This is a genomic window from Pedobacter suwonensis (assembly GCF_044762335.1).
Classification (GTDB): Bacteria; Bacteroidota; Bacteroidia; order Sphingobacteriales; family Sphingobacteriaceae; genus Pedobacter.
Map to the genome: position 1 here is coordinate 80635 of NZ_JBIWEB010000010.1, position 25002 is coordinate 105636.

A 25002-nucleotide genomic window follows, 5' to 3' on the forward strand; every position below is an offset into this window, starting at 1 on the left:
CGGGATTGATTAAAAAAAGATTCTAATTTAAAGAGGACTAATTGTCGGTACCGCTTTCCGGATGGCTGGCATGACGACTAAACATCAGCTTCGGCTTCAAATTTTTCTCCAAAACGATCCGTGGCCACTACTTTTACCTTTTTAACCGAAGGGCTAAAATGGGCTAAAAACAAATGGTCTGTAGACACCGGCTCAACAAATGGTCTGGGGTTTGGCAATTTATCACCCTGGTACAATTTTACAGATAAAGGATCGAATCCATCCTGAATGGCCAGAGCGCCCATCGCCTTTCCGTCTAAAAAGTATTCTACTTTCCATTCAGGATCATAATTCCAAACATTTGCGATTAGTCTTTTTTGATTGGTAAGCGTATCTACATAGATACTCAACTGTTTTTTACGGTCTTCACCGGTTGACTTATAATACCATTTCAACGCTGTTCCATCTACCTCATAAACACCATAACCACGCGGTGTCCCATCGCCACAAATGGGACCTGTCCACCAGCCACCACATACCGTACCATGGTTATGTTCATAAATGCCGTTTTTAATTACATTTTTATTAAAGTGTGTATGGCCGGACATGATATGCACATTTTTGAAATCTTTTAAAACAGCATAAAAATCATCGTTGTTTTTTACCGAGTTATGTACAGGAATATGTAGGCAAACAATAAGGAGAGCATCTTTCGGAACAAACTGTAAATCTTTAGCCAGCCATGCTAATTGTGTTGGGGTAATGTAACCATCATAAGTCCGCTCTACACCAAGGTAACGCACGTCATCTAAAATTACATAGTGTGCCTTTCCCCTATTAAAAGAGTAATAGGTTGGCCCGTAATGCGCCTGAAATGTACGGTCTGAAGTATCATCATCACCCATGCGGTAATCCATATCATGGTTACCTAGGCATTGAAAAAATGGAATACCAATCTGCGCAATTGCCTCATCATACGCTGGAAAAAGCGCTAAGTTGTCCCATACCAGGTCACCTACACCAATGCCATGAACAGGTGTTTTTCCCATTCCCTTTACTACCTCACGCGTATCTGGCACCGAAGTTTCCATCATTTGTTGCACATCTTTTTTGGTTTTTACCTGTGGATCGGCCCAAATGATGAAATTGTGTTTGTTATCATTCTGTTTTAGTGGTTTGAGATCGAAGTTTAGTTTACCTGCCGTATCTGGCTTATAATAATGGCGGGCAATGCTGCTTTCGGTCTTAAATTCATAACCTGATGGTGTACTGATCCATACAAAACGGGCCAGTTCGTGAAGTTTTAGTTCGTAATTACCATTTCTGTCAGTTTGTACTGCGCTATAGCCGTCAGAAATGACAACGCCGGCCAGGGCTTTACCTTTACTGGTTACAGTACCGCTTACCAGGCCATCAACAGCGAATAACGATGAGGGAAAGGATTTTAAGCTAACAAATAAAGTGGAGGTTAATAAAGTTGATTTTTGTATAAATGATCTTCTGTTCATGTTGACGTAAAATTGGGATTACAAGCCACAAAGAAAACCCAGGGCTTTCTTTGTGGTTAGGATAGTTTATTTCAATCTGGTTGGTGGAATGGTGTCTGTGCGAATATATTCTCCGGTCACCGCATTTATAATTCTCACCAAAGAAGTACCTTCAATATCTTCGAGCGTTGATGAAGTATTAAGGTCAATATCCGATTGGCTTCTGGCTTTGACCCATTTACCCAATGATGGGTTGTAAATACCACCAAGTTTATTCCAGAAACCTTGATCGGCAGGGAGCTGATAATTGAAGCACAAAGTATTTTCACCGCTTCTGTAGTATGGTTGAGGGGCAAGTGTAATCGGATTGATCTTATCGTAAAAGTCGGTATTGGCAATTTTGTAGCCTGCCGAAGGCGCATTGTACAAACTGCCGCCACTACCTATAAAAATCACATCTATTGGTGTGGTATTTACGTTAACCGTTGTACCTTCAAAAATGGCAAAGCCTGAGGCATTTCCCGAGTTGGCAAATAACCCTGATGTATATAAACCAAAACCATCTCCATTACCTGCAGGTGCTTCAGCAGGAGTGGCTAAAGTATAATTTTTAGCCTTGATCCAATTGGCGGATGCAATTGATTTTGATTTTGATCCATTGATCATTTTAGAAGATCCGCCAACATAAAAGAATGTGCCCTTTGCTGCTTTACCAGAAGTTAAATCAAATTTATAGGTTCTCGCTACTAATCCTATCGGGTTTTTCAATGCGTCAGCACCGGTTGCCCACCCTTTTATCGGGAACACACCTGTTGGCGATGATGCACCTGCGTTGTTTGTTACTACTACGCAGAAAGGAGTCACCGAAAAATCAATATCCCTGGTGGCCATAAATTGCATGTATTCATAATTTCCATCACCGCCCTCAGCATCAGCCATATAACCTGTTATGATAGCCGAAGCAATATCTGGTGTAGAACTTAAAGCAACAGCATCTTTGATGGTACGCATTCTATGGTGTGGTTTTAACGTTCCGTTTGCCGTAACGGTGTTGAAAATGATTCCGTAATAATTTCCGTTGAAATTAAGTCCGCCCGTGTTGGCAAAAGTGGCCGTTGCCTCCGTGTGCAGGGTAAAATTATCAAAACCGTCGTTGATGGTTTTATCACCCGCATAAGTATCATTAGGGCCGGCGCCTGGCTCAAATCCAGCTTTTACAATTGCAACCAGGGTACTTTCGTAATCGTTAGGTTTGGCCAGGATAAAACTACTTCCTACCCGGTTGGGTGGAATCGGCACATTGGATGCGATTTTGGTAACCGCACTGGCCGGAACACCCGTAACCTGCAAAATTCCATCTACCCTTTTTAAGACTCCACCTTCAACTCTTATCCCAACAGAATCGCCCGGAACATATTTCGAGGCATCGGCACCGATGGCAACAGAGATACCTCTAATTAAGCCTAAACGTCGCCTGTCCTGTATAATAAGTAAGCCTTCAGGCAGGTTTTTACCCGAATGGTCTGATATCACTACGCCGGTTATGCTGCTCGATCCAAACATGTTTTCGTTGGTAAGCGTAACATCTGATCCTTTATAAAGGTTCCTTAAATCATATAGTGGTACATAATCACCAATAACACCACCAGGATAATTTGATTTTTTACATCCAGACCATATTAAGGCCAGTGACAGAAAAGTTAAGCTATAGAATATTATCTTTTTCATTTTAATCATTTTTAATTGTGTGTTAAGGTTTTTGCCACCATACGTTGGTATTGATTGCGTCAGGTCCCTGCTCTGCTACGGCCAGTTGGTAATTTGTTGGATTTGCAGATTGTACATACACCGGATAAGTCATCCGTGCCGGCATTACCCCGCCATTTCTTAACCCGGGTCCTTTTGGCAGAACCGGATGACCGGTACGGCGGTATTCGAACCATTGCTGCATATCAACAAGGAATAGTGCAAAGTATTTCTGCAGGTGTATCTGCTCCATTTTACCTTCCGTAGATTGGGTATTGTCCCAATCGATATCCGCATCGGTGACATATTTGGTAAATGCTGCTGATGTGGTTGAAGTGGTAAATGCTGGTACCCAATAGTTAATGGCATTGGCAATGCCTGCATTATAATAACTGGCCGCTGACCCTTTGATCCAGCCTTTTACTGCAGCTTCAGCCAGAATAAACTGAAGCTCCGCATAGTTCATCAAAATGCCTGTTTTTGGCGATTGCTGTAAAGATTTGGCACCATAAGTGCTGCTGCCAAGGGCCTGATCATATGAATAAAAATAAGCCTGTTTTACCACCCCGGCACCAACGGCATAACCGCTTGGCACACCTGAATATCCTTGTAGCCCCTGCGCAATTCCTAAACGGTTTGCTCCTCCATCACCATTTGGCGAATTGGCATCAATACGCGGATCAGCCCAGTCTCTTAAATGTTCGATAAAAAAGCTTCCAATTGCCGGAGATCTGAAATCCTGTACCCTAACCCCATTTACATAAGGATTAACATAAGGATCTGTTCCGGTTAAACCAGTCCATGGTAAAGTTGCCGATTCGCTATTGTTTGCCATGACCGGATAATTGGCAGGATTGGTATCTACAATTTCTTTGATCTTGGCAATTGCCTGTGCCGAAACTTCCGGTTTGCCCGATACCCTCAGCAATAATCTTAAATACAGTGAATTACAGAATTTCCGCCATTTGGCTATATTCCCTTTAAATACCGGATCACTTGACGGGGTTATCGCAACGCCTGAACTTAACAAGGTATTGGCTTCCTCCAGTTTCTTAAACAGATCCAGATAAATATCTTTCTGTTTATCAAACTTAGGTTCTAAAACGCCGCTGCTACCCTGGTTGGATTGAAAATATGGGATATCGCCATAAGTGTCTGATAACATGGAGTAAACCCATGATTGGCAAACCAAAGAAATGCCCTGATATGATTTGTTTTCCATGCCGGGTTTACTAGCTAATTTGTAAACATCTTTAAAGTTGGTAAGCTGAACATACCAGGCATTCCATAAATAGTCAGAAAAGGTGCTTCTGTATTCGTACCTAAAAACGGTTCCGTCACCATCGCTGATACTGACCGTTACCTGCATCAGTTCGTTATTAAAATTACGGTTACGAACCATTCCGCTGGTTAAAGTATTAACCAGTGCCGGAGCCAATAATTTATCAGGTGTGGTGGACAGGATATTGATCGGATCGGTGTTAACTTCCTGAAAGTTTTTATCGCATGATGAAAGTGTAGTAGCCGATACCATTAAACCTGCAATAATTCTATATAGATTCTTTTTCATGTTTTAAAAGATTATATGCCAATTGATAAATTGAAACCAAAAGTTCTGGTTGATGGGAACTGACCGATCTCAAAACCGGTAACGATATCAGAACCGCTAAGCGTTCCAAATTCCGGATCAAACATCGGCCATGGCGACCAGATGAAAAGATTACGGCCATAAACCCCGAAAGTTGCGGACGAGAGACCAATCCTTTTGAGAAAACGTGGATTGAACCTATAATTTAAAGAAGCTTCCCTAAATTTAATAAAATCGGTACTGAAAGTACTGCCCTCTGCGTTATCCGTACCAGCATGCGAGCGGTAATATTCATCAATATCATAAGCAACTGTTGTATTTGGCACATAAGAGCCATCTGCCAGCTGAACTACACCGTTACCTATAATACCATTATATCTTCCCGGCAGTGTGCTGGTTAATTTACCCTGCTCAACCATTTTGTAGTTTAATAAAGAGTGTGCAACGGCGCCTATCTGCGCATCAAACAGCACGTTTAAACTGATATTTCTATAAGCAAAAGTACTTCCGATACTGAATTTGTATCTAGGCATGGTATTGCCCAGGTAAACGACGTCATTGGTGATTTTGGCAAATCCTGTGGTAGCATCGTAAACTACATTGCCCTGTGGATCGCGCACATAGCCCCTGCCATATAAATCACCCATACTGCCGCCTACCTTCGCCACAATCTGGCCACCTGCAACCGGACCGGTACGCAGGATAATTGAACTATCCGTTAAAGCTTTAATTACATTTTTGTTCGAAGCAAAGGTGGCATTCACTGTCCATTTAAAACCGCTTTTAGTAACAACAGGTGTTCCATTTAAGGCTACTTCAACACCACTATTGTTTACCTGTCCTGCATTGATCAATGCCTGGTTGTAGCCTGTTGAACGGTCAATGATTCTGGTTAGAATCTGGTTTTTGGTATTCCCCGCGTAAACAGCAACATCAAAACCTAACCTGCCTTTAAATAAACTTACTTCAGTGCCTACTTCGTAGGTGGTAGTTTTAAGCGGTTTTAAGTTTTCGTTTGGTAAAATGGTTGGATTTACAAGTGAACTGTCAGGATAAGTGCCATTAGATGCCAGTGAATAGGTATAGGCTGTACGATAAGGCGTGGTGCCACCGCTACCAACCTGCGAAACTGATGCCCTTAACTTAGCAAAGCTAACTGCTTTAGGCAGTTTGAAGAATTCTGAAAGCACAAAACTCGTGCTGATTGCCGGATAGAAAAACCCAACATTATCTGTCCTGGTGGCTGTAGCCAATACACTGCTCCAGTCTTTACGTCCGGTAAGCTCCACATACCAGTAGTTTTTGTAGTTGGTAGATAAGACCCCGTAGAAACTATTGATCCTATATCGGCTGGTATCTGGAATAGAAATTAAAGGATAAAGGTTGTTGGTCAACTCGTAAATATCCGGTACGATCAAACCATCGGCGCGTAAATCTGATTTGTTATATTTATTTCTTAATTCACTTCCACCAAAAGAAGCATTGATACTAAAGTTTTTGTTGATTTTTTTATCGTACCTTAACAAGAAATCGATGTTGGTTTCCTGCGCATTGATGTGTTGTTGCCGGGTTGAACCTTTAGGTAAACGGCTACCGGCATCGTACGGACGATCCTGCGCACGCCTTTCGTTTGAATAATCAATACTGGACCTTAATAATAGGCTCAGTTCCTTTGTAAACTGATAGCTGGCCTGAATATTTGCCGTGATGTTATTACGTCTTGTCCTATTAATAAACTCGTTAACAACTGCATAAGGGTTCTCGGGAAATGAACTGAACGGATATTTGATGACCTTATTTTCCTGTCCGTTTGCCCAATAGTTTTTGATCCAGTCCAAACTTGCATTCGGTTGCCAGAAAATAAACCAATACATCAACGATTGATTACCATAACCTGCACCAGGTAAGTTATCGCTAAAGCGGTTGCCATAATTGATTTTCGTGGCGATTTTTAATTTAGAGGTTACATCGGTATTGGTAGATAAGGTAAGCGTGGTACGCTCTATGCCAGTGTTGGGTACAATCCACGTATTGTTCTGGTTGGTAACCGAAAAGCGGGCTGTGGTATTTTTATAGCGGCCATCTAAACTCAGGGAATTGGTTAAATTATCGCCGGTGGTAAAGAAATCCCTGATCTGGTTTTTATAAGGTACCCAGGGTGTTCTGGTTTTACCTGCAGTTTGTGTAACCGGATCGTACTGGAAAAACATCTGGCCGTCAAAACGCGGTCCATAGGCAGAGCTGGTTCCGCTTGTACTTGCACCATCGGCACTTGCACCATAAGAATAATAGGCAGCACCATCTAATCCCTGGCCATATTCATATTGCATATCAGGCCAACGGTTTACCTGTTCAAAAGACCCGTTGGAAGTGAATCTGATGTTTACTTTCTTGTGTTTCGAACTTCCTGATTTGGTGGTGATAATAATGGCACCATTGGCGCCGCGCTGGCCATACAAGGCGGCAGCTCCTGGTCCTTTCAATACCGTTACACTTTCGATATCTTCCGGGTTGATGTCGTTAATAGAGCTTCCGTAATCAGCCGGCATATTATCACTTCCCGTTCCATACACCCCATCAGAACTGTTGGCTGTACGTCTGCCGCCGGAATTGTTGATTACTACTCCATCCAGCACAATCAAGGCTTCATTATCACCTGTCAGGTTGTTTTCGCCCCTTAAAATGATTTTGTTTGAACCCGCCGGGCCGCTGTTGGATCTGATAAGGTTTAAACCGGCAACCTTGCCTGAAAGTGCATCCGTCCAGTTGGTAGAAACGGCTTCTGTTAACTGGTTGCTATCAATTTTTGTTACTGCATAGCCTAATGCTTTCTCCTGCCTTTTTATACCTAAAGCGGTAACTACCACCTCATTTAACGAATTGTCAGCTTGTACCAATTTAAAATTAACACGTGTAGTTGTGCCAACGTTAACCTTTACCTGCTGCTTTCTGGCAATTTCATAAGAAATGAATCTTGCTTCAACAGTATAAATGCCTTCGGCTACATTCAGGTTATATTCACCGTTGTTATTGGTTTGCCCAAGGATATTCAGTTCAACAATTTTAATGGTAGCGGCCGGAATAGGCTCGTTGTTTTCATCAACAACCTTACCGCTAATTTTACCGGTGTTGGTGTTTTTTGCCGTAATAATGATATTCCCTGTAGAACTGGCTTTATAGGTAAAGGGCATTCCTTTTAGCAGCAGATCAAGTATTTCAAAAAGGGATCTTGTCCCTCTGGAAACATAAATCCTTTTCTGATCGTTGAGCTGGTTATTGTTATATGCAATATGATTGTCGCTCAGCTTTTCTAAATTCTCGAAAGCTTTTTTTAGGGTAATGCCGTCCGCTTCGAATAAAAATTTCTTATCGCTTTGTGCATAGGTATTTAGAGAGAAAGAGAGCAGATTTAACATGATTATGGCCATAATTACCATAATTCTTGTGGGATACTGATGGAAAATTTTAATCCATCGGGTATTAATTTTCATATCTTTACTAAGTTTTACTTTGTCAAATGAGTATACAGTTTTCAGGGCTTGAAATGTGTCCAGCATTTCAAGCCAATTTTCGGTTTAGTAATTTTATATCATATCTGTCTTTATAGTTTGCCGTTAATAAATGATTAGTTTATTTTCATAGATGGTATATTTTGAGTCGGAAAGCTTAGCAATTACATCCATAATCTGCTTAACTGAACATTTATCAAATTTTGCAGTAAGTTTTACGCCTTTCAAAGCCTCCTTTTTAATTTCGATATCAAGATCATACTCGCGGGCGATCACCTCGGCTATTTCGATCAGGCGTTTATCGTGAAAAAAGATTTTATATTCCCTCCAGCTGTCATAATCGACCGCACTTACCTGATGTTTATTAGCCTGTCCATTACTGTTGTTGATGCTAAGTTGTTGATTTGGTAAAAGGAACTGTACAGGGGCGGCTTTACGTTTATCCTTAAATACAACTCCCACTTTACCCGTTTGTACGGTGATGGCGATATTTGCTGAGGACGGATAGGCATTGATATTAAATGAGGTGCCCAGCACAGTGGTGCTTACTTTTCCTGTATGTACAATAAAAGGCTGCTTGCTGCGGTGCTGTACATCAAAAAAAGCTTCACCCGATAGGTAGACAATACGTTTACTGGTATTAAAATTTAAAGCATACCGGATTTTACTATCCCCGTTTAAATAGATGTTTGAACCGTCGGGTAAAGTCACCAGTCTTTTCTGTCCACGTGGATTGTAAATTTCATGGTAAGCAATGGTTGCGTTTTTTTTGGGGTGAGAACGGGTAAGATAAAGTATTGGCAAAACAGTAATCACCAGAATTGCGGCAGCTATTTTAAGATAGCGGTGGTATTTAATTTTCTTGATTAGCGATGGTTGTTCAGTATTACTTTCAATATGTTGTTGGATGGCCAACCAGCTTTTTTGCTGGTTAACAGGTTTGTTAAGCGAATGATCTGCCGCTTCAAAAGCTTTTAGGGTTTCCCTGAAAATCTGCTGGTTTTCCTGGCTACTTTCTACCCAGGTCAATAAATCAGTTAAATCTTCTGTGCCGATGGTTTTCTTGCTGTAATCTTCTATTAATCTGTAGTAACGTTCGTCCATTTAGTGATGCGGTTCTGAATGTAAGACAGATTAATGCCTGCCGATACGTAGCGAAAAAGATCAAGTTATTGTTAACAAATCGTTAAGTATGAAGGGTTGCATATCGACCCAAATCAGTTCATGAGTTGAAAGAGTATTTCATCAGGTAATATGAATGTTTTCGATTTGGAATTGAAAGGTCAGCATTTCATAGCCCCTGTCGACCTACAACGGGAGGAGAGCTTCCAATACCTAATCGAAACTCGTACCAAAAAGCGTGGCTGAAGACCCCAATGTAGAACAGAACCAGCCTTTCTAAAAACCAATGCAAATAATATTTCGATGAATGATCTTTTTAGGACGATTGCATTCAATCCTATGCTTCTCAGGAAATAACGACATAGAATTAAATAGCTGATCGGTCCGCAGTAAGCAATCTGAAGTTTTTCACGGCCTGGTATAGTAAGGTCTCTACCGTTCTGGTCGTTATCCCAAGTAAATCGGCAATAATGCTTTTTTCCATCATATCTATTCGGCTCATTAAAAGCACCTCCCGTTGTCGGTCGGGTAACAGTTTAATCAAATCCATAATCTCGGAGTAAGATTCCCTGCTGGTAAGCTGCTCATGGGGGTTTAGATAAGTATCTGGATAATCAAGGGTCTCTTCACGGTCGTTAATACTTAATATATGGAATTTTATGCGTTGAACTTCATTAAAGGCTAAATTTTTTGCAGCAGTAAACAGGTATTTTTTGATAGATCTGATCTGCAAATCGTGTTTTTTGTCCCAGAGTTTCATAAAAAGATCCGCAATAAGCTCTTCAGCCCTATTGTAGTCTTTAATATAGATGGAGGTAAATTTACATAAGGCAGGATAATACCTGTTAAAAAGCGCTTCAAATGCCAGGCTGTCTCTATTGATCATCAGAGACATTAAATCTTCATCACTTTTGCTTAAATATACATCCTTCATCTTGCGAGCAAAAGTAGCCCGCTAACGTTACGGTAATATTAAGCAAACTTTTACTTTAGGTTACCTATGTATTAATTGTGTTGGATTGGTAGTTGAAAAAGTGTTTCTTATATAGCCTGTTCAAAGAAAAATTACGCTCCAGAATGATCAATACTACAACAGGGAATATCAGGAGTTCGATAATGTTAAAAATGTAGAAGAGATAACCAATTACCAGTATTAACCTGAAGCATTCCAGATAATAAATCCATTTGCGCTGTTCCAGTAATGCCCCTAAATTAATCAGCGTAAGCAGAATAAATATAGATATGGCTACTTTGTTTACCAAAGTTAACGAGCTGTAAAACATGGTAGTGCCTGTAAGCATGGCAACAATGCCAATTAACTGTATATTTAAATAGGTTTTAAACCTGGGGTTGCCCTGATGGTATTTTTTTTGCTGAGCGTAACGTTCTTCCAAAATAGGTCTGATAGTTTGATCCATTAATGCCGGACTGCCAAAAATAGCATTCCACTTGGCTTTAAACCCGTTTGCACGTTTATAGGCCTCTCCTATTTCCAGGTAATAATGAAAATGCTGCCAAAGGAAACTATAACTTTTGATAGGATGGGTTAAGCCATATTTTGGGGCCTCTTCTTCTTTTTGGAAAGTACCAAAAAGTTTATCCCAAAAAACAAACACATCACCATAATTTTTATCCAGGTACTTCTCATCGGACGCATGATGAACGCCATGTAAAGAAGGCGTAATCAATATATTTTCCAGCCAGCCTAATTTACCCACTAATTGTGTGTGTGTAAAAAATGAGTAGGCCCCGTGAGCCAAAAGTATGGTAATGATCATAGTCGGGTGAAAACCCAATAAGGGTAATATACACCAGAATACATTACGGAAAATGGCCTGGATGGTGGTAATCCTCGCGGCTGCTGACAAATTAAATTCTTCGCTCTGGTGATGTACAATATGTGCAGCCCATAAGAAATTAATTTCATGTCCCAACCTATGGTACCAATACCAAACAAAATCGGTTGAGAGCAGCAGCAATATCCAGACATACCAATGAGTAGAAATCTCAAAAATCGCATAGTTGGTATACACCCAGTTGTAAGCCTGGTAAAAACTGGCCGCAATAAACAAATTCAATAACCTTTCGGCAATGCCAACACTAAAATTTGCAACCGTACTGTCATATTTGAAGATTTTAGCTTTCTTTTGGTATTTGGCAATCTTAAATTCAATAAATACAAAAATAAAAAAAGCTGGAATAGCAAAGGCGAGGTAATTTACCGTCATAAAGTTTATATCTTTTTATGTTAACGTGACAAACATAAATATATTCTATTAAATACATAGATTTTATAGTTTATTTTGTTTGTGTAAATCAATCTTCATTTAATGTTTGCCATTTTAATTTATTTGTAGAACTTCGGAATTATAAATAAAGCGTTATGGCTACAGAGAAAAAAATTGAAAACAACAATATATTATCGATAGATATTGGTGGTACAAGTATAAAAACGGTTCTTTTGGATGAAAGCGGCAATATGCTTAATGAATATGTAAAAAGTAAAACACCACCCGAAGCTACACCAAAGGATATCGTAAATGGAATTGTGGATCTGGTTAAACCTTTTCCGCAAACTTATAATCGCATTTCCATTGGTTTTCCGGGCTATGTTAAAAATGGTATCGTTAAAACTGCACCAAACCTGGCGAAAAATAAATGGGAAGATGTAGATCTTGCACAGCGTGTTGCTGATGTACTGGGGCATCCCGTGCGCCTGGTAAACGATGCCGATCAGCAAGGCTTAGGTGTAGTGGATGGAAAAGGTTTTGAAATTGTTTTTACTGTAGGAACAGGTTTTGGAACAGCACTCTTATTTGATGGTGAACTGCTGCCGCATTTGGAACTGGCGCATTTCCCGATTAACAAAGAAGAAGATTACGACGATTATATCGGGAATAAAGCTTTTGAAAAAATTGGCGCGGAGCGCTGGAATAAGCGTTTGAAAAAAATTATTGAAGTTTATAAAACAGTTTTCAATTACGATACGCTTTATATCGGAGGTGGCAATTCCAAACACATCGATTTTAAGTTGGAAAACAATATCAAACTTGTAACCAACAGAGACGGGATTAAAGGAGGTGCTAAACTCTGGAAACTGGCCGATAAGTATAACATTTTCACCGTCGAACCAGAAAAATAATTAATCTTTTATTACAATCTTTTAACAACAATAAGTCCGATATTAATTTGTAAACCCTAATTTTGGACATATTCTAAAATACAAAAAATGGCAAATAACGATTCTGAAAAATATAAATTGGGAATGATTGGTTTAGGCACAATGGGCCGAAACCTGTTGTTAAACATGGCTGATAAAGGCTTTTCCGTAACGGGATATGATAAAGATAGCAAAATGATTGCTAAACTTGAAGAAGAAGGTAAAGCACATCAGCTGGAAGGCTTTAACGATATTGAAAGCTTTATCTCTAGTTTACAAACCCCGCGTACCCTGATTTTATTGGTACCCGCAGGCCCGATTGTAGATAGCGTTATTGCCGAATTAAAACCGCTTTTAAGCAAGGGAGACATCATCATCGATAGCGGAAATTCACATTTTACCGATACCAACCGCCGTGTTGATGAGTTAGAGAAAGATGGCTTACATTTCTTCGGAATGGGTATTTCTGGTGGTGAAGAAGGTGCACGTTTCGGTCCGAGTATGATGCCGGGCGGCGATAAGCAAGCATACAATGTGGTTAAGGATGTTTTTGAAGCTGTGGCTGCTAAAGTAGGTACCGATCCCTGCGTTACCTACATTGGCCCGGGTGCTTCCGGCCACTTTGTTAAGATGGTACACAATGGTATCGAATACGCCATTATGGAACTTATTGCAGAAGTTTATGGCATCCTTAAAAATGGCTTAGGTTATTCAAATGAAGAAATTTATAAAGTATTCAAAAAGTGGAACGAAGGCAGGTTGCAATCATTCTTATTGGAAATTACTGCTGAGATTTTCTTGTTTAAAGATACAGAGACAAAAAATGACCTGCTAGACCAGATTAAAGATGAAGCGCGTTCAAAAGGCACCGGAAAGTGGACTTCGGAAGTTTCAATGGAACTTCAGTTACCTATACCAACCATTAACGAAGCTGTTTCTAACCGCGATTTATCTAAATTTAAAGCCTTAAGGGTTTCTTTAGAAGAAGCATTTGGTAAAAATGATACCAAAATTGCGGTTACCGTTGAGGAGCTTGAAGATGCATTTTACTTTTCAATGATCAGTGCTTACGCACAAGGGATGCATTTGTTGGTGCAGGCATCAAAAGAATATCAATACGATTTACAGTTGCAGGAAATTGCCAAAATCTGGCGTGGTGGCTGTATCATCCGGGCTAAATTTTTAGAAGATATTTATCAGGCTTATGATAAAAACAATGCTCTGGAACATTTATTTGGTGATGCAGGTATTCAAAATATCATTAAAGATACTTTAAAGGGTACCCGTAATACAATTTGTGCCAGCATAAATGCTGGTTTAGGCATCCCTGCTTTTGCATCTACCCTAACCTACTTTGATACTATTACTACCGGCAGAATGCCTTCAAATTTAATCCAGGCACAACGAGATTTCTTTGGTGCGCATACTTTTGAACGTATCGATAAAGATGGCGTTTTCCATGCCGATTGGAATAAATTATCTTAACCTAATAGACACACGAACAAATTATAAGATGAAAGCCAAGACCGCATTAAACCCCACCATTTTTGTAATATTTGGTGGAACAGGCGATTTAAATAAAAGAAAATTAGCACCAGCGCTATATAACCTGTTTATGGAGGGCTATATGCCTGAAAAATTTGCCGTTATAGGTACCGGAAGAACAGAATTTACCGATGACAGTTATAAAACTGCATTGGAAGAAGCGGTAAATGAGTTTTCTCGTAGCGGGAAAGTTAAAAAAGACAAATGGGAAGATTTCGGAAATACGATCCATTATTGCCCTACCGATTTTGCTGAACCGAAAACTTTCGAAAATCTAAAAGCTGCCGTAGAAAAATATCAAAAAGAGTTTGGTGCTGGTACCCAGGTCATTTACTATCTGGCAGTGGCGCCTAATTTCTTCCCTATTATCGCGGAGTGTTTGCAGAAATATAAATTAACGCAAGATGAAGATAATAGCCGCATTGTAATTGAAAAACCTTTTGGCCATGATTTAGAATCAGCAAAAGAGTTAAATGCATTGTTAAGCACTATTTTTACCGAAAAACAGATTTATCGTATCGATCATTATCTGGGCAAAGAAACCGTGCAAAACATGATGGCTTTCCGTTTTGCCAATGCTTTGTTCGAACCGTTATGGAACAGATCTTATATCGATCATGTCCAGATTTCAGTAACCGAACAGTTAGGTGTGGGCGATCGTGGGGGTTATTACGAAGGTTCGGGTGCTTTAAGGGACATGATCCAGAATCACCTCTTACAATTACTTTGTTTGGTTGGAATGGAAGCACCCATTAATTTTGATGCCGATGAAATCAGGAACCGTAAGGTTGAGGTTTTAAAAGCAATGCGTCCTTTTTCTGCAGAAGATATCCGTTTTCATACGGTTCGCGGCCAGTACAGCAAAGGTTGGGTTGAAGGCAAAGAAGTTCCCGGCTACCGTCAGGAAAAAGGTGTTGATCCTCACTCTAATACCGAAACTTTTGCGGCAGTTAAATTCCATATCGATAACTGGAGATGGCAGGGTATTCCTTTCTATTTAAGAACAGGAAAACGCTTAAACCAAACTTCATCATTAATAACGATCCAGTTTAGAGATGTGCCACATCAGATTTTCTCTTCGGATGTAACTGAAAATTGGCAGCAAAACAGGTTGGTGATCAGCATCCAGCCGGAAATGAGTATCCGAATGCAGGTGCAGGCTAAAAGACCTGGATTAGACATGGTATTGAATCCTGTTGATATGGTATTTGATTATAAAGGCACTTACGAGGGTGATACACCAGAAGCTTACGAAACCTTGTTGTTGGATGCCATGATGGGTGATCAAACCCTGTTTATGCGAGGCGATCAGGTAGAGGCCGCCTGGGAACTGGTGATGCCGATTTTAAATACCTGGGAAAGCAAGAAGTCGATCAACTTCCCTAACTACCCGGCTGATAGCTGGGGACCTGAAGAAGCTGAAGCACTTATTGCAAGAGATGGTTTCCACTGGTTTAACCTGCCATTAAAGAATAAGGAATAATTTATCCACTGCGCGTCACCCTGAACCGAGCTTTGGCGAGTTCACCGAAGGTAATTTTGTTCAGGGTCTTTTTGGATAGATGCTGAAATAAATCCGATAGCTATCGGATCAGCATGACGACTTTATTATTGATAAAATGAATCTACTCATATATAAAACATTAGAAGAACTAAACCAGGATCTGGCAGATTATGTAATCAAAATTGCAGAAATGTCTATCGAAGAAAACGATCGTTTTAATTTCGTACTTACAGGCGGCAGTTCTCCTAAAGCGCTTTATCATCTTCTGGCTACAGAAGGGCAGCACAGGATCGATTGGGAAAAAGTATATTTTTTCTTTGGCGATGAGCGCAACGTTCCGGCAAATGATGATAATTACAACGGATTAATGGCCAAGAAAACTATTTTAGATCCGTTGGGTATTAAAGAGGATCATATTTTTTATGTAGATACTACTTTGGCACCGGAAAAAGCGGCTATTGAATATAAAAAAGCAATTGATCAGCATTTTAATGGCGAAGACATTGTTTTCGATTTAATCCTGTTAGGCATGGGCGATGACGCGCATACCGCTTCGATTTTTCCGCACACTACATTGGTGAAGGATGAAGAAGTGAATGTAGCAGCTGTGTACGTGGAAAAACTAGATACTTACCGCATTAGTTTTACTGCACCATTAATTAATAAAGCAGATAATGTTGCTTTTCTGGTTTTTGGAGAGAATAAAGCCGAAGCACTTAAACATGTAATTAGCGATACAGAAAAAAATCCTGATTTGTATCCTTCTCAGCTAATCGATCCGATTGACGGTAAATTAGCCTGGTTTACTGACGAGGCTGCGACGAAGTTATTAGAAGATTAAAAATCATGATGTCTGAAAAAAAACATTTATCAGACTTTTTAAATGGAAAAACGGAATATACCCTTGGATTATTCCGTTTTTTTATTGACCAGCTGGCCGAATTTGGAGAAATCAATCTTCGCACAACAAAAACGATGATTGCCATCTAATCTAAAACCAGTTTTGCTTACATCACACAATTGGGTAAGAACTTTGTTCATGTCGTTATTCCTTTTGATCGTGCTCATGGAGAGAATCTTTGCTTCACCAAGATTACACAAATTGCAGGAACAGATCAGTTTAACCATCATTTAAGGATTTTCTTTAAAGAAGATATTAATGATGAAGTGAAAGGCCTTTTGAAGCTGGCGATGAGTTGATACGGTTTTAACCACAGAGCACACAGAGGAAGGCATAGAGATCGTGGATTTGGGGGCATACATACTAATAACGTTACCGCTTCAAATCCGCAATACCTTCATCATTTTGTCATCCTGAAAGATAATTTATTGCATAAAAATCAATATGCTTGACAGATAAATTTTAAGTAGGTATATCTCTCGAGAGATCGTCATTCCCAACTTGATTGGGAATCGTAATGCAAGTGCTTTAAGATTCCCGCATGCGCGGGAATGACGACCGCAAAGTGGATTCTGTCAGTGGTAGCGTAGTCGAAGGATCTTATAGCAAATCTGTTATTTCGATCCGATGGTTATGGGATTAAGCCGCACGCAGTGGAGAATCTGCCTTAATAGATTTCTCCACTGCGTTCGAAATAACGGCCTAAGAGGATTAGAGTAGTAACTTACGAATTATCCTAATCTAACTTCTCCTCAATTAATAATTTAATAATCCCGTCAGCCATACCCACTTTAGGTACATAGATCTGTTTTATACCTGTCCACTTCATTAAGGTTAAATAAATCTCGCAGGCCGGGATAATCACATCTGCACGATCGGGATTTAAACCCAATACATGAATCCTTTCTTTCAGTGAATAACTGGTTAATTTATTATACATCGAATTCAGTTTCTGCAATGATAAAGGTGCATTTTCCTTTTCATCAGACATGCGGAACAATTTATTGATATTGCCACCTGTACCTATGCCTGCTAAATGTTTATAGACTTTGGTATGCTCCTTTACCCAATCTTTCATCTCTTCCCAGGTTTCTTCCTTATCCTGGTTATCAAGCATCCTGATCGTACCGATATTAAATGATCTCGATGCCTCCGGCACACCCTTTACAAAAACAGATAACTCCGTACTACCGCCGCCCACATCAATATACAGGTAATTTTTATTTTCGTCTAATGCTTCTTCAATGTGGTTGGCATATATGATATTGGCTTCGCGTTGTCCCTCAATAATTTCTAAAGTAATGTCTGCTTCTTTTTTAATCAGTTTAACAATATCTTCACCATTTTGGGCCTCGCGCATGGCAGAGGTTGCACAGGCCAGGTATTCAGAAACATGGTAAACATCCATCAAGTTTTTAAAAGCAATCATGGTTTTTACCAGATCGGCTGATTTTTTCTCCGAAATATGTTGGTCCAGAAATGCATCATCGCCCAATCGTAGGGGTACACGTATAAGGGTATTCTTTTTATATTTATATTTCCCGTCTTGTTTGCTAATATCGGCAATGAGTAACCTCACCGCGTTAGAGCCGATATCGATAGCTGCGTATCTTAACATTATGATTGATGCTTGGTTTTTAAATAGTTATAAATATCCACCTGCGCCCTTATTTTTTTACTTAATCTGTTTTTATGGTATTTATTGCTGTTAGTGGCATTAATTTGTCTTGATTTGGTATTATCTTGCAGCTGCAGATCAATGATATCTTGTATTTCCTGTTTAATATCGTGATCCAGCACCGGAAAGCCAACCTCAACACGATGTTCAAAGTTTCTGCTCATTAAATCTGCAGATGATAAATACATGTCGTTTTTGCCGTTATTTCCAAAAATATATACCCTTGCATGCTCCAAAAACTTATCAATAATACTAACCGCAGTAATATTTTCACTAAACCCCTTTACTCCCGGCACCAGGCAACAAATGCCGCGGATAATAAGCTGGATTTTAACCCCGGCATTGCTCGCATCATAAAGTTTTGATATAATGCCTTCATCGGCCAAACTGTTTACTTTTAACATAATATAAGCAAGTTTACCTTGTTTGGCATTTCTGATTTCGCGGTTGATAAAATTAACCAGTCTAGAACGGCTCTCCAATGGAGAAACAATCAAATGCTTGAAACCTTTGGTTACGGTACGCTTATTCAGCGCATCAAAAAGTTTAACCAGGTCGTTGGTGATCTCCTTCCTGGCCGTGAAAATGCTATGATCGCAGTATAAACCTGCGGTTTTTTCATTAAAATTACCTGTTGCCAGGTTTGCATAGTATACCGCTTTATCTTTTTCTATCCGTTTAACCAAACAGATTTTAGAATGTACCTTATAATCTGTTAAACCATAATTTACTTTAACACCTTCTTCCATTAACCGGCTTGTCCAGTAGATATTGGCCTGTTCATCAAAACGAGCTTTAAGTTCTAACAGAACAGAAACGTTTTTGCCATTTTTAGCGGCATTGATTAAGGCGTTGATTACTTTTGAGTTTTCGGCTAAGCGATATAGGGTGATCTGTATTTCCGTTACTTTCGGATCAATGGCAGCTTCACGTAAGAACAAAATAATATAATCGTAAGATTGATATGGTAAATTGACCAAATAATCGCGCTGTGCAACTTTATTGAACATACTTTGCGTTCTATGCAGATCATGAACCTTTAACGGTACATTTGGTGCATACTCCAATTCCTTTTTGCCCACATTCGGGAAGGCTATAAAGTCGCCGAATTTATGGTAGCGGTTACCCGGAATCAAACTTTCGGCTTCCAGTTTAAGCTTGTTTACCAATACGGTAAGCATATTCAGTGGCATGGCCGAATCGTAAAGCAAGCGCATAGGCTTTCCTTTTTTTCGTTTCTCTAAGCTGTTTTTTAAATCATCAATAAACTTGTCACTTATGTTTTTATCAATATCCAATTCAGCATCCCGCGTCAACTGAATGGAGTAAGCTTCTAAATTATCGTAAGTGAAAACATAAAAAATATCGTCTAAACAATATCTGATGATGTCTTCGGCAAGAATAATAAACTTTAAATCGTTTGTTTCGGGCAGCACCAAAAACCGGGGTAAATTGGGCGGAATTTCAATAAGTGCATATTTCTCTTTAATTTTTGTATCCTTTTTAGAAAGTTTAACAAAAAAGTAAAGGTACCGGTCTTTCAATTCCGGAAAAGGTTTATCCATATCCAGCATGATCGGAACCAGATTGGATAAAATCTTATCCCTGAAATGATTTTTAACAAATTCTCCCCTGCTTACATTTAGCTGTGTATCGTTTAAAATAAAAATCCGGTTTTGAGCAAGTTCGTTAATTAAAGTAGCCTGAAACAGCTGGTCGAATTTTCTTTCCTGTTTAACAACAATATTTTTAATCTCATTCAGAATTTTTTTCGGGTTAAATCCTAAAAGTGCTTTGGCTTTATCGTTCAGATTGGTGAGCCGGCTTATAGTGGCTACCCTAACCCGATAAAACTCTTCTAAATTGGAAGAATATATAGATAAAAATTTAATCCGTTCAATCAGCGGAACTGTTTCATCGGCTGCTTCCTGCAGTACGCGTTCATTAAAGTAAAGCCAACTGATTTCGCGGTTAAAAAATGGAATCTTCTTATTGCTCATCTAAAAAAATAAAAAATCCCTGCCAAAACAGGGATGTTCAAAACTGCAAATTATTTTGTTAAATCGATGTTAATTCATTTGCATGTTAACGTTAACAAATTTATTTCTTGGTTGGTGTTTTTACATTTTTCTTTGCTTCAGAACTGTCTTTAGCAGCTGTTTTGTTCAGCGTTTCAGATGTTTTTTCCGGTGCTTTTTTTGTTGTTTTAACTGTTTCATTTACAGTTGTTTTTGACTTGTTTGATGGCTTTGCTAATACCTTTTCGGCCTTCTCTTCGGTCTCTATTGCGGCAACTTTAACACTTTGTACCACCGGTTTTGCTTTAGCGATAGCTTTTTTAACCACTTTTTCAGCAGATTTTTCAGATTTACTTACCGCTTTAGCAACAGGCTTTTTTACTTCTTTTGATTTTTCTTGTGAGGCATGTAACAAACCATCAATTTTTTGACCCACATCAGACTTGACAATCGTAAATTTTTTGGTCAATTTTCTAGCCACCCGCTTACTTGCTTTACCCACCTCCGTACTAATTTCAGATACATCATGACCTAAACTTTTAATCACATCTAAAAATTGAGTAGTAATAGACTGTTCAAGCTGTTTTTTGGCTTCCTTTTTTATAATCTTTTTTTGAGACTTCGGCTTGGGGGTTTTCATATTATTTTCGTTTTTTTGTGAGAATGGATTAATTTCTATTAAATCTACTTATTTTTTTACTTTAAAGCTAAAACCATGCCTTCTTTTGATATTGTAAGTAAAGTTGACGCGCAGACATTAGACAATGCCATTAACAATGCTAAAAAAGAAATACTGAACCGATTCGACTTTAACGGGTCAAAAAGCACAATCGATCTGGATAAAAAAACAAATGTGGTAACCATTGTTACTGAAGACGATATGCGTTTGAAAGCTATTGAAGGATCTATCATTTCCCGGATGATGAAGCAGAATTTGGATCCAAAAAGTTTAAACTTCGGCGATGAACACCAGGCCTCAGGTAACATGATCAGAAAAGAAATCAGCATCAAAGAGGGATTGGATAAAGAAGCGGCGAAAAAAGTGGTAGCCAAAATCAAAGCCAGCGGGTTAAAAGTTCAGCCTGCGATTATGGATGATCAGGTTCGGGTTACGGCCAAAAAAATTGATGATTTACAAGCTGTCATCAGTCTTTGCAGAAACGAAGATTTTGATCAGCCATTACAGTTTATCAATATGCGTAATTAGTTTAACCGGTTAACTGTTAAAATCGGTCAATTGTGAATAATAATCAGACAATTAAATCTTCGGCGATGAACACCAGGCCTCAGGTAATATGATCAGAAAAGAAATCAGCATCAAAGAGGGATTGGATAAAGAAGCGGCGAAAAAAGTGGTAGCCAAAATCAAAGCCAGCGGGTTAAAAGTTCAGCCTGCGATTATGGATGATGAGGTTCGGGTTACGGCCAAAAAAATTGATGATTTACAAGCTGTCATCAGTCTTTGCAGAAACGAAGATTTTGATCAGCCATTACAGTTTATCAATATGCGTAATTAGTTTAACCGGTTAACTGTTAAAATCGGTCAATTGTGAATAATAATCAGCCAATTAATGGTTAACCAAATTTAAACAATTAACCGATATCAATTATGGAAATCAGCGAAAACGGTTTTATATTTTCTGATCAAAAAGAACGCTTAGATCTCGGAGCTATCCATCAGTATTTAAGTGTCGAATCCTATTGGGCGAAAGGCATTCCTATAGCTACCGTAAAACGATCCATAGAAAATTCATTATGTTTTGGTATTTATAAAGATCATGTGCAGGTAGGTTTTGCCCGTTGGGTAACCGATAAAGCAACATTTGCCTGGCTTTGCGATGTTTACATAAACGAGCATTACCGTGGGTTAGGCTTGTCAAAAAAAATGATGTCGTTTATGATTTTTCATCCGGATTTGCAGGGCCTGAGGCGTTACCAATTGGCTACTTTAGATGCCCATGGCCTCTATGAACAATTTGGGTTTTCAGCTATTCAAAATCCCGAAAGGCAAATGGGCATTGTGATTCAAAATCCATATAGCTAAGGGCCAGAATAGATATCAAAAACCTTTTTTCGAGTATCTTGTTTCTCATACATATTAAACATTGAGAAAACATGAAAAAGATATTTCTATTGTCGACAGCTTTTGCCCTGGCACTTTCTTTTGAGGCCTGCCAAACTGCAGATAAAAAATCAGCAACTACCAAAGATAGCGTCGCTGGCGACACCACTATGGTAAACGGTAATCACGTTGCCGGATCAGAAAGTACTGAATCTGGAGTGGATGAAGCAGGTGCTACTTTTTTAAGAAAAGCGGCTGTTGGCGGTGTTATGGAAGTTGAAGCGGCTAAGATTGCAGCCCAGAATGCTAAAAGTGCAGAGGTGAAAGAGTTTGCGGCTAAAATGCTTGCCGACCATGAAAAAGCCAATACAGAATTAAAAGCATTGGCTGTAAATAAAAAAGTAATTACCCCTGATGCCTTACCAGCTGATGAACAGATTCATTTAGATGGTATGAAAAAAATGACTGGTGCGGCGTTTGATAAACACTATATGGATATGATGGTTACCGATCACGAAAAGACGGTAGCACTATTCAAAAAAGGTACCGAAAACCGCGATCAAAGTATTAAAGAATGGGCTTCGAATACTTTAAAAGTAATCGAATCGCATAACGAGATGGCTCAGAAAATTGCCGCAGGCTTAAAGTAGGTTATCAAGTTATCCTATATCAACTAGTCGTCGTTTCGAACCTGGTATAACGAAGTCGGGAAATCTTTTCAGATAGCTTTCTCCATTCCGTAGAAACTGGTCCGGTACGACGACTTTTTTTATTGTTAGCGGCCTTAACCGTTATAAAAGCGCATCAATATCAATTTAATTTAAACACGATTTCTTTCAGTAAAAAATTAAAATTAACTTTCGCCGTTTAATACAAAAATATATAAATGAACAAGAGTAGAATTTTTAGAACATTGCTGGGTATTGCAATTGTAAGTGCAGTACCAACTTTGGCTCATGCGCAAAAAGCCAATTGGCAAAACCTCGACTTAAAAAGCGATAGCACATTCGGAATCAGTACGGAGAAAGCATATAAAGAACTTTTAAAGGGTAAAAAATCCGTAAAAGTTATCGTGGCTGTAAATGACGGTGGTGTAGAAGCTACGCACGAAGATCTGAAACGGATTATGTGGGTAAATACCAAAGAGAAACCCGGCAACGGTAAAGATGATGATAAAAATGGCTACATCGACGATATTAACGGCTGGAATTTTATTGGAGGACCAAAGGGATCTGTAAATTTTGAAACCTTAGAGCTGACCCGTTTAGTTCGGCGGGATCAGTCACGCTTTGCCAATACTACAGATGCAAATGTAGCAGAAAAGGATAAAAAGGATTTTGAAGCGTTCAAAGCTGAAAGGGCCGAGTTGGAACAAAAACTGGCCGAAGCAAAAGAAAACTTAGCGGGTATTACAGGTTTTAAAACAGCTTTAGATGCTGTAGTAAAGAAAATTGGTAAAGAAAATCCAACAGCAGAAGATTTTAAAAACTTTAAGCCATCTACGGCGATTGAAGGCCGTATCCAGGGAATATTGATCAAACAACTGGAAAAAGGCAGTTTTAAAGATTTTTACGAAGACCAGATTAAAGAAGGATTGGATTATTATACGCGCCAGGCCGAATATAACTTAAATCTAGATTATGATCCACGTTCAATAGTTGGTGATGATCCAAATAATGATAAGGAACGGTTTTATGGTAATAACGATGTTGCAGGCCCTGATGCAATGCACGGTACACACGTAGCAGGTATTATTGCAGCAGATAGAACCAACAAAATTGGAATTTTAGGTGTAGCCGATAACGTAGCCATTATGGGCGTGCGTTGCACGCCAAACGGTGATGAAAGAGATAAAGATGTAGCAAATGCAATCCGCTATGCAGTTGATAATGGCGCTAAAGTAATCAACATGAGTTTTGGTAAAGCTTATAGCTGGAATAAAGCCATTGTTAACGAAGCAATGAAATATGCGGCATCTAAAGATGTATTGATTGTTCAGGCTGCAGGTAACGAGAACAAAAATATTGATGTTGAAAATAATTTCCCTAACCACAAGGATTTAGATGAGAAAACCATTGCATCATGGATTACCGTTGGTGCTTCAGGTCCTAAAGATGATGAGACTTTGAAAGCAAGTTTCTCTAACTATGGTAAAAACCAGGTTGATGTTTTCGCGCCAGGCGTGCAGATCTACTCTACCGTGCCAGGTTCTAAATATAAAAACCTGGATGGAACAAGTATGGCCTCTCCTGTTGTGGCAGGCTTAGCAGGCTTAATCCGTTCTTATTATCCAAAATTAACGGCTGCACAGGTAAAAGAAATTATTGTTAAATCGGTTACTAAAGTGAATCACAATGTAGAATACGCCAAAGGCGAAGGGCCTGATGCCGAAAAAGTTTCCGTTCCTTTTTCTGATCTTTGTATCAGCGGCGGAATTGTAAATGCTTACAATGCATTAAAATTAGCAGCAACTTATTCAGGTAAGTAAGTTAATATAATTATCTTGTTTGTCATTCCGAGCGAAAGCGAAGAATCTTTAAAAAAATGCGTCCTAATTTAAACTAGGGCGCATTTTTTTTAAGTCGTCGCCCTGATCCGGGCCATCGGATTACTTCAGGGCCTTTCTGCTAAAAGATGCTGGTATAAATTCATTATGGCATATTTGTTTTTTTAGGCGTTCATAAAACAGAAGTCAAGTTTTTT

At 39.2% G+C, this 25002-nt stretch carries 21 protein-coding genes; 11 read left to right on the forward strand and 10 right to left on the reverse strand.

From position 1 onward, the window contains the following. Nucleotides 1-77 precede the first annotated feature (77 nt). The 7 genes from ACIQXP_RS16255 to ACIQXP_RS16285 form a co-directional block, all read right to left on the reverse strand. Nucleotides 78-1487, reverse strand: a complete 1410-nt coding sequence (locus ACIQXP_RS16255; protein ID WP_387506011.1) for a calcineurin-like phosphoesterase C-terminal domain-containing protein — start codon at nt 1485-1487, stop codon at nt 78-80. A gap of 66 nt (nt 1488-1553) precedes the next feature. Continuing rightward, the gene (locus ACIQXP_RS16260) at nt 1554-3194 is read right to left on the reverse strand and encodes a DUF5689 domain-containing protein (RefSeq protein WP_293742213.1); all 1641 of its coding nucleotides are present in this window, start codon (nt 3192-3194) and stop codon (nt 1554-1556) included. 22 nt (nt 3195-3216) lie between these two features. Continuing rightward, the gene (locus tag ACIQXP_RS16265) at nt 3217-4782 is read right to left on the reverse strand and encodes a SusD/RagB family nutrient-binding outer membrane lipoprotein (RefSeq protein ID WP_387506010.1); all 1566 of its coding nucleotides are present in this window, start codon (nt 4780-4782) and stop codon (nt 3217-3219) included. 11 nt (nt 4783-4793) lie between these two features. After that, nucleotides 4794-8291 (reverse strand): SusC/RagA family TonB-linked outer membrane protein, encoded by a 3498-nt coding sequence (locus ACIQXP_RS16270; protein ID WP_387506009.1) that lies wholly within the window; start codon nt 8289-8291, stop codon nt 4794-4796. Nucleotides 8292-8414: 123 nt separating this feature from the next. After that, nucleotides 8415-9413, reverse strand: a complete 999-nt coding sequence (locus ACIQXP_RS16275) for a FecR family protein (protein WP_387506008.1) — start codon at nt 9411-9413, stop codon at nt 8415-8417. Between the two features lie 385 nt (nt 9414-9798). Further along, nucleotides 9799-10365 carry an RNA polymerase sigma factor gene (locus ACIQXP_RS16280; protein ID WP_134203530.1) on the reverse strand — a complete coding sequence of 189 codons (567 nt, stop codon included), beginning with the start codon at nt 10363-10365 and terminating at the stop codon, nt 9799-9801. 64 nt (nt 10366-10429) lie between these two features. Further along, a complete protein-coding gene (locus ACIQXP_RS16285) occupies nt 10430-11659 on the reverse strand; it encodes a sterol desaturase family protein (RefSeq protein ID WP_387506007.1) in 1230 nt (409 codons plus the stop codon). A gap of 155 nt (nt 11660-11814) precedes the next feature. On the opposite strand from ACIQXP_RS16285, the gene ACIQXP_RS16290 reads away from it, so the two are divergent. The 6 genes from ACIQXP_RS16290 to ACIQXP_RS16315 all read left to right on the forward strand — a co-directional run bounded on the left by ACIQXP_RS16290 (nt 11815) and on the right by ACIQXP_RS16315 (nt 16840). Beyond that, on the forward strand, nt 11815-12573 hold the full coding sequence (locus ACIQXP_RS16290; RefSeq protein ID WP_387506006.1) for an ROK family protein: 759 nt from the start codon (nt 11815-11817) through the stop codon (nt 12571-12573). A gap of 87 nt (nt 12574-12660) precedes the next feature. After that, nucleotides 12661-14076 (forward strand): NADP-dependent phosphogluconate dehydrogenase, encoded by a 1416-nt coding sequence (gndA, locus tag ACIQXP_RS16295; RefSeq protein ID WP_090979026.1) that lies wholly within the window; start codon nt 12661-12663, stop codon nt 14074-14076. Between the two features lie 28 nt (nt 14077-14104). Continuing rightward, entirely contained in the window at nt 14105-15619 is a 1515-nt protein-coding gene (zwf, locus tag ACIQXP_RS16300) for a glucose-6-phosphate dehydrogenase (protein ID WP_387506005.1), read from the forward strand. A 136-nt stretch (nt 15620-15755) separates the two neighbouring features. Then, nucleotides 15756-16481, forward strand: a complete 726-nt coding sequence (gene pgl / locus ACIQXP_RS16305) for a 6-phosphogluconolactonase (protein ID WP_387506004.1) — start codon at nt 15756-15758, stop codon at nt 16479-16481. 5 nt (nt 16482-16486) lie between these two features. Continuing rightward, entirely contained in the window at nt 16487-16630 is a 144-nt protein-coding gene (locus tag ACIQXP_RS16310) for a hypothetical protein (RefSeq protein WP_387506003.1), read from the forward strand. Nucleotides 16631-16660: 30 nt separating this feature from the next. Beyond that, nucleotides 16661-16840 carry a hypothetical protein gene (locus ACIQXP_RS16315; RefSeq protein ID WP_387506002.1) on the forward strand — a complete coding sequence of 60 codons (180 nt, stop codon included), beginning with the start codon at nt 16661-16663 and terminating at the stop codon, nt 16838-16840. Nucleotides 16841-17277: 437 nt separating this feature from the next. Here the strand turns inward: ACIQXP_RS16315 and ACIQXP_RS16320 are convergent, their stop codons facing one another. From ACIQXP_RS16320 to ACIQXP_RS16330, 3 genes are all read right to left on the reverse strand, one after another. Continuing rightward, nucleotides 17278-18159, reverse strand: a complete 882-nt coding sequence (locus ACIQXP_RS16320) for a Ppx/GppA phosphatase family protein (protein ID WP_387506001.1) — start codon at nt 18157-18159, stop codon at nt 17278-17280. Continuing rightward, on the reverse strand, nt 18159-20219 hold the full coding sequence (ppk1, locus tag ACIQXP_RS16325; protein WP_387506000.1) for a polyphosphate kinase 1: 2061 nt from the start codon (nt 20217-20219) through the stop codon (nt 18159-18161). The genes ACIQXP_RS16320 and ppk1 overlap by 1 nt, the downstream gene beginning before the upstream one ends. Nucleotides 20220-20319: 100 nt before the next feature. Further along, a complete protein-coding gene (locus ACIQXP_RS16330; RefSeq protein ID WP_293742202.1) occupies nt 20320-20877 on the reverse strand; it encodes a hypothetical protein in 558 nt (185 codons plus the stop codon). Between the two features lie 75 nt (nt 20878-20952). On the opposite strand from ACIQXP_RS16330, the gene ACIQXP_RS16335 reads away from it, so the two are divergent. From ACIQXP_RS16335 to ACIQXP_RS16355, 5 genes are all read left to right on the forward strand, one after another. Further along, nucleotides 20953-21444, forward strand: coding sequence for a YajQ family cyclic di-GMP-binding protein (locus tag ACIQXP_RS16335; protein WP_387505999.1), 492 nt, complete (start codon nt 20953-20955; stop codon nt 21442-21444). 55 nt (nt 21445-21499) lie between these two features. Beyond that, the gene (locus ACIQXP_RS16340; RefSeq protein WP_387506085.1) at nt 21500-21754 is read left to right on the forward strand and encodes a nucleotide-binding YajQ family protein; all 255 of its coding nucleotides are present in this window, start codon (nt 21500-21502) and stop codon (nt 21752-21754) included. Nucleotides 21755-21846: 92 nt separating this feature from the next. After that, nucleotides 21847-22281: a GNAT family N-acetyltransferase gene (locus ACIQXP_RS16345; protein ID WP_293742201.1), complete on the forward strand. Its 435-nt coding sequence runs from the start codon at nt 21847-21849 to the stop codon at nt 22279-22281. Between the two features lie 71 nt (nt 22282-22352). Continuing rightward, the gene (locus ACIQXP_RS16350) at nt 22353-22949 is read left to right on the forward strand and encodes a DUF4142 domain-containing protein (protein ID WP_387505998.1); all 597 of its coding nucleotides are present in this window, start codon (nt 22353-22355) and stop codon (nt 22947-22949) included. Nucleotides 22950-23185: 236 nt separating this feature from the next. After that, complete coding sequence (locus ACIQXP_RS16355) at nt 23186-24787, forward strand: S8 family peptidase (protein ID WP_293742199.1); 1602 nt, start codon at nt 23186-23188, stop codon at nt 24785-24787. The last annotated feature ends 215 nt before the right edge of the window (nt 24788-25002 follow it).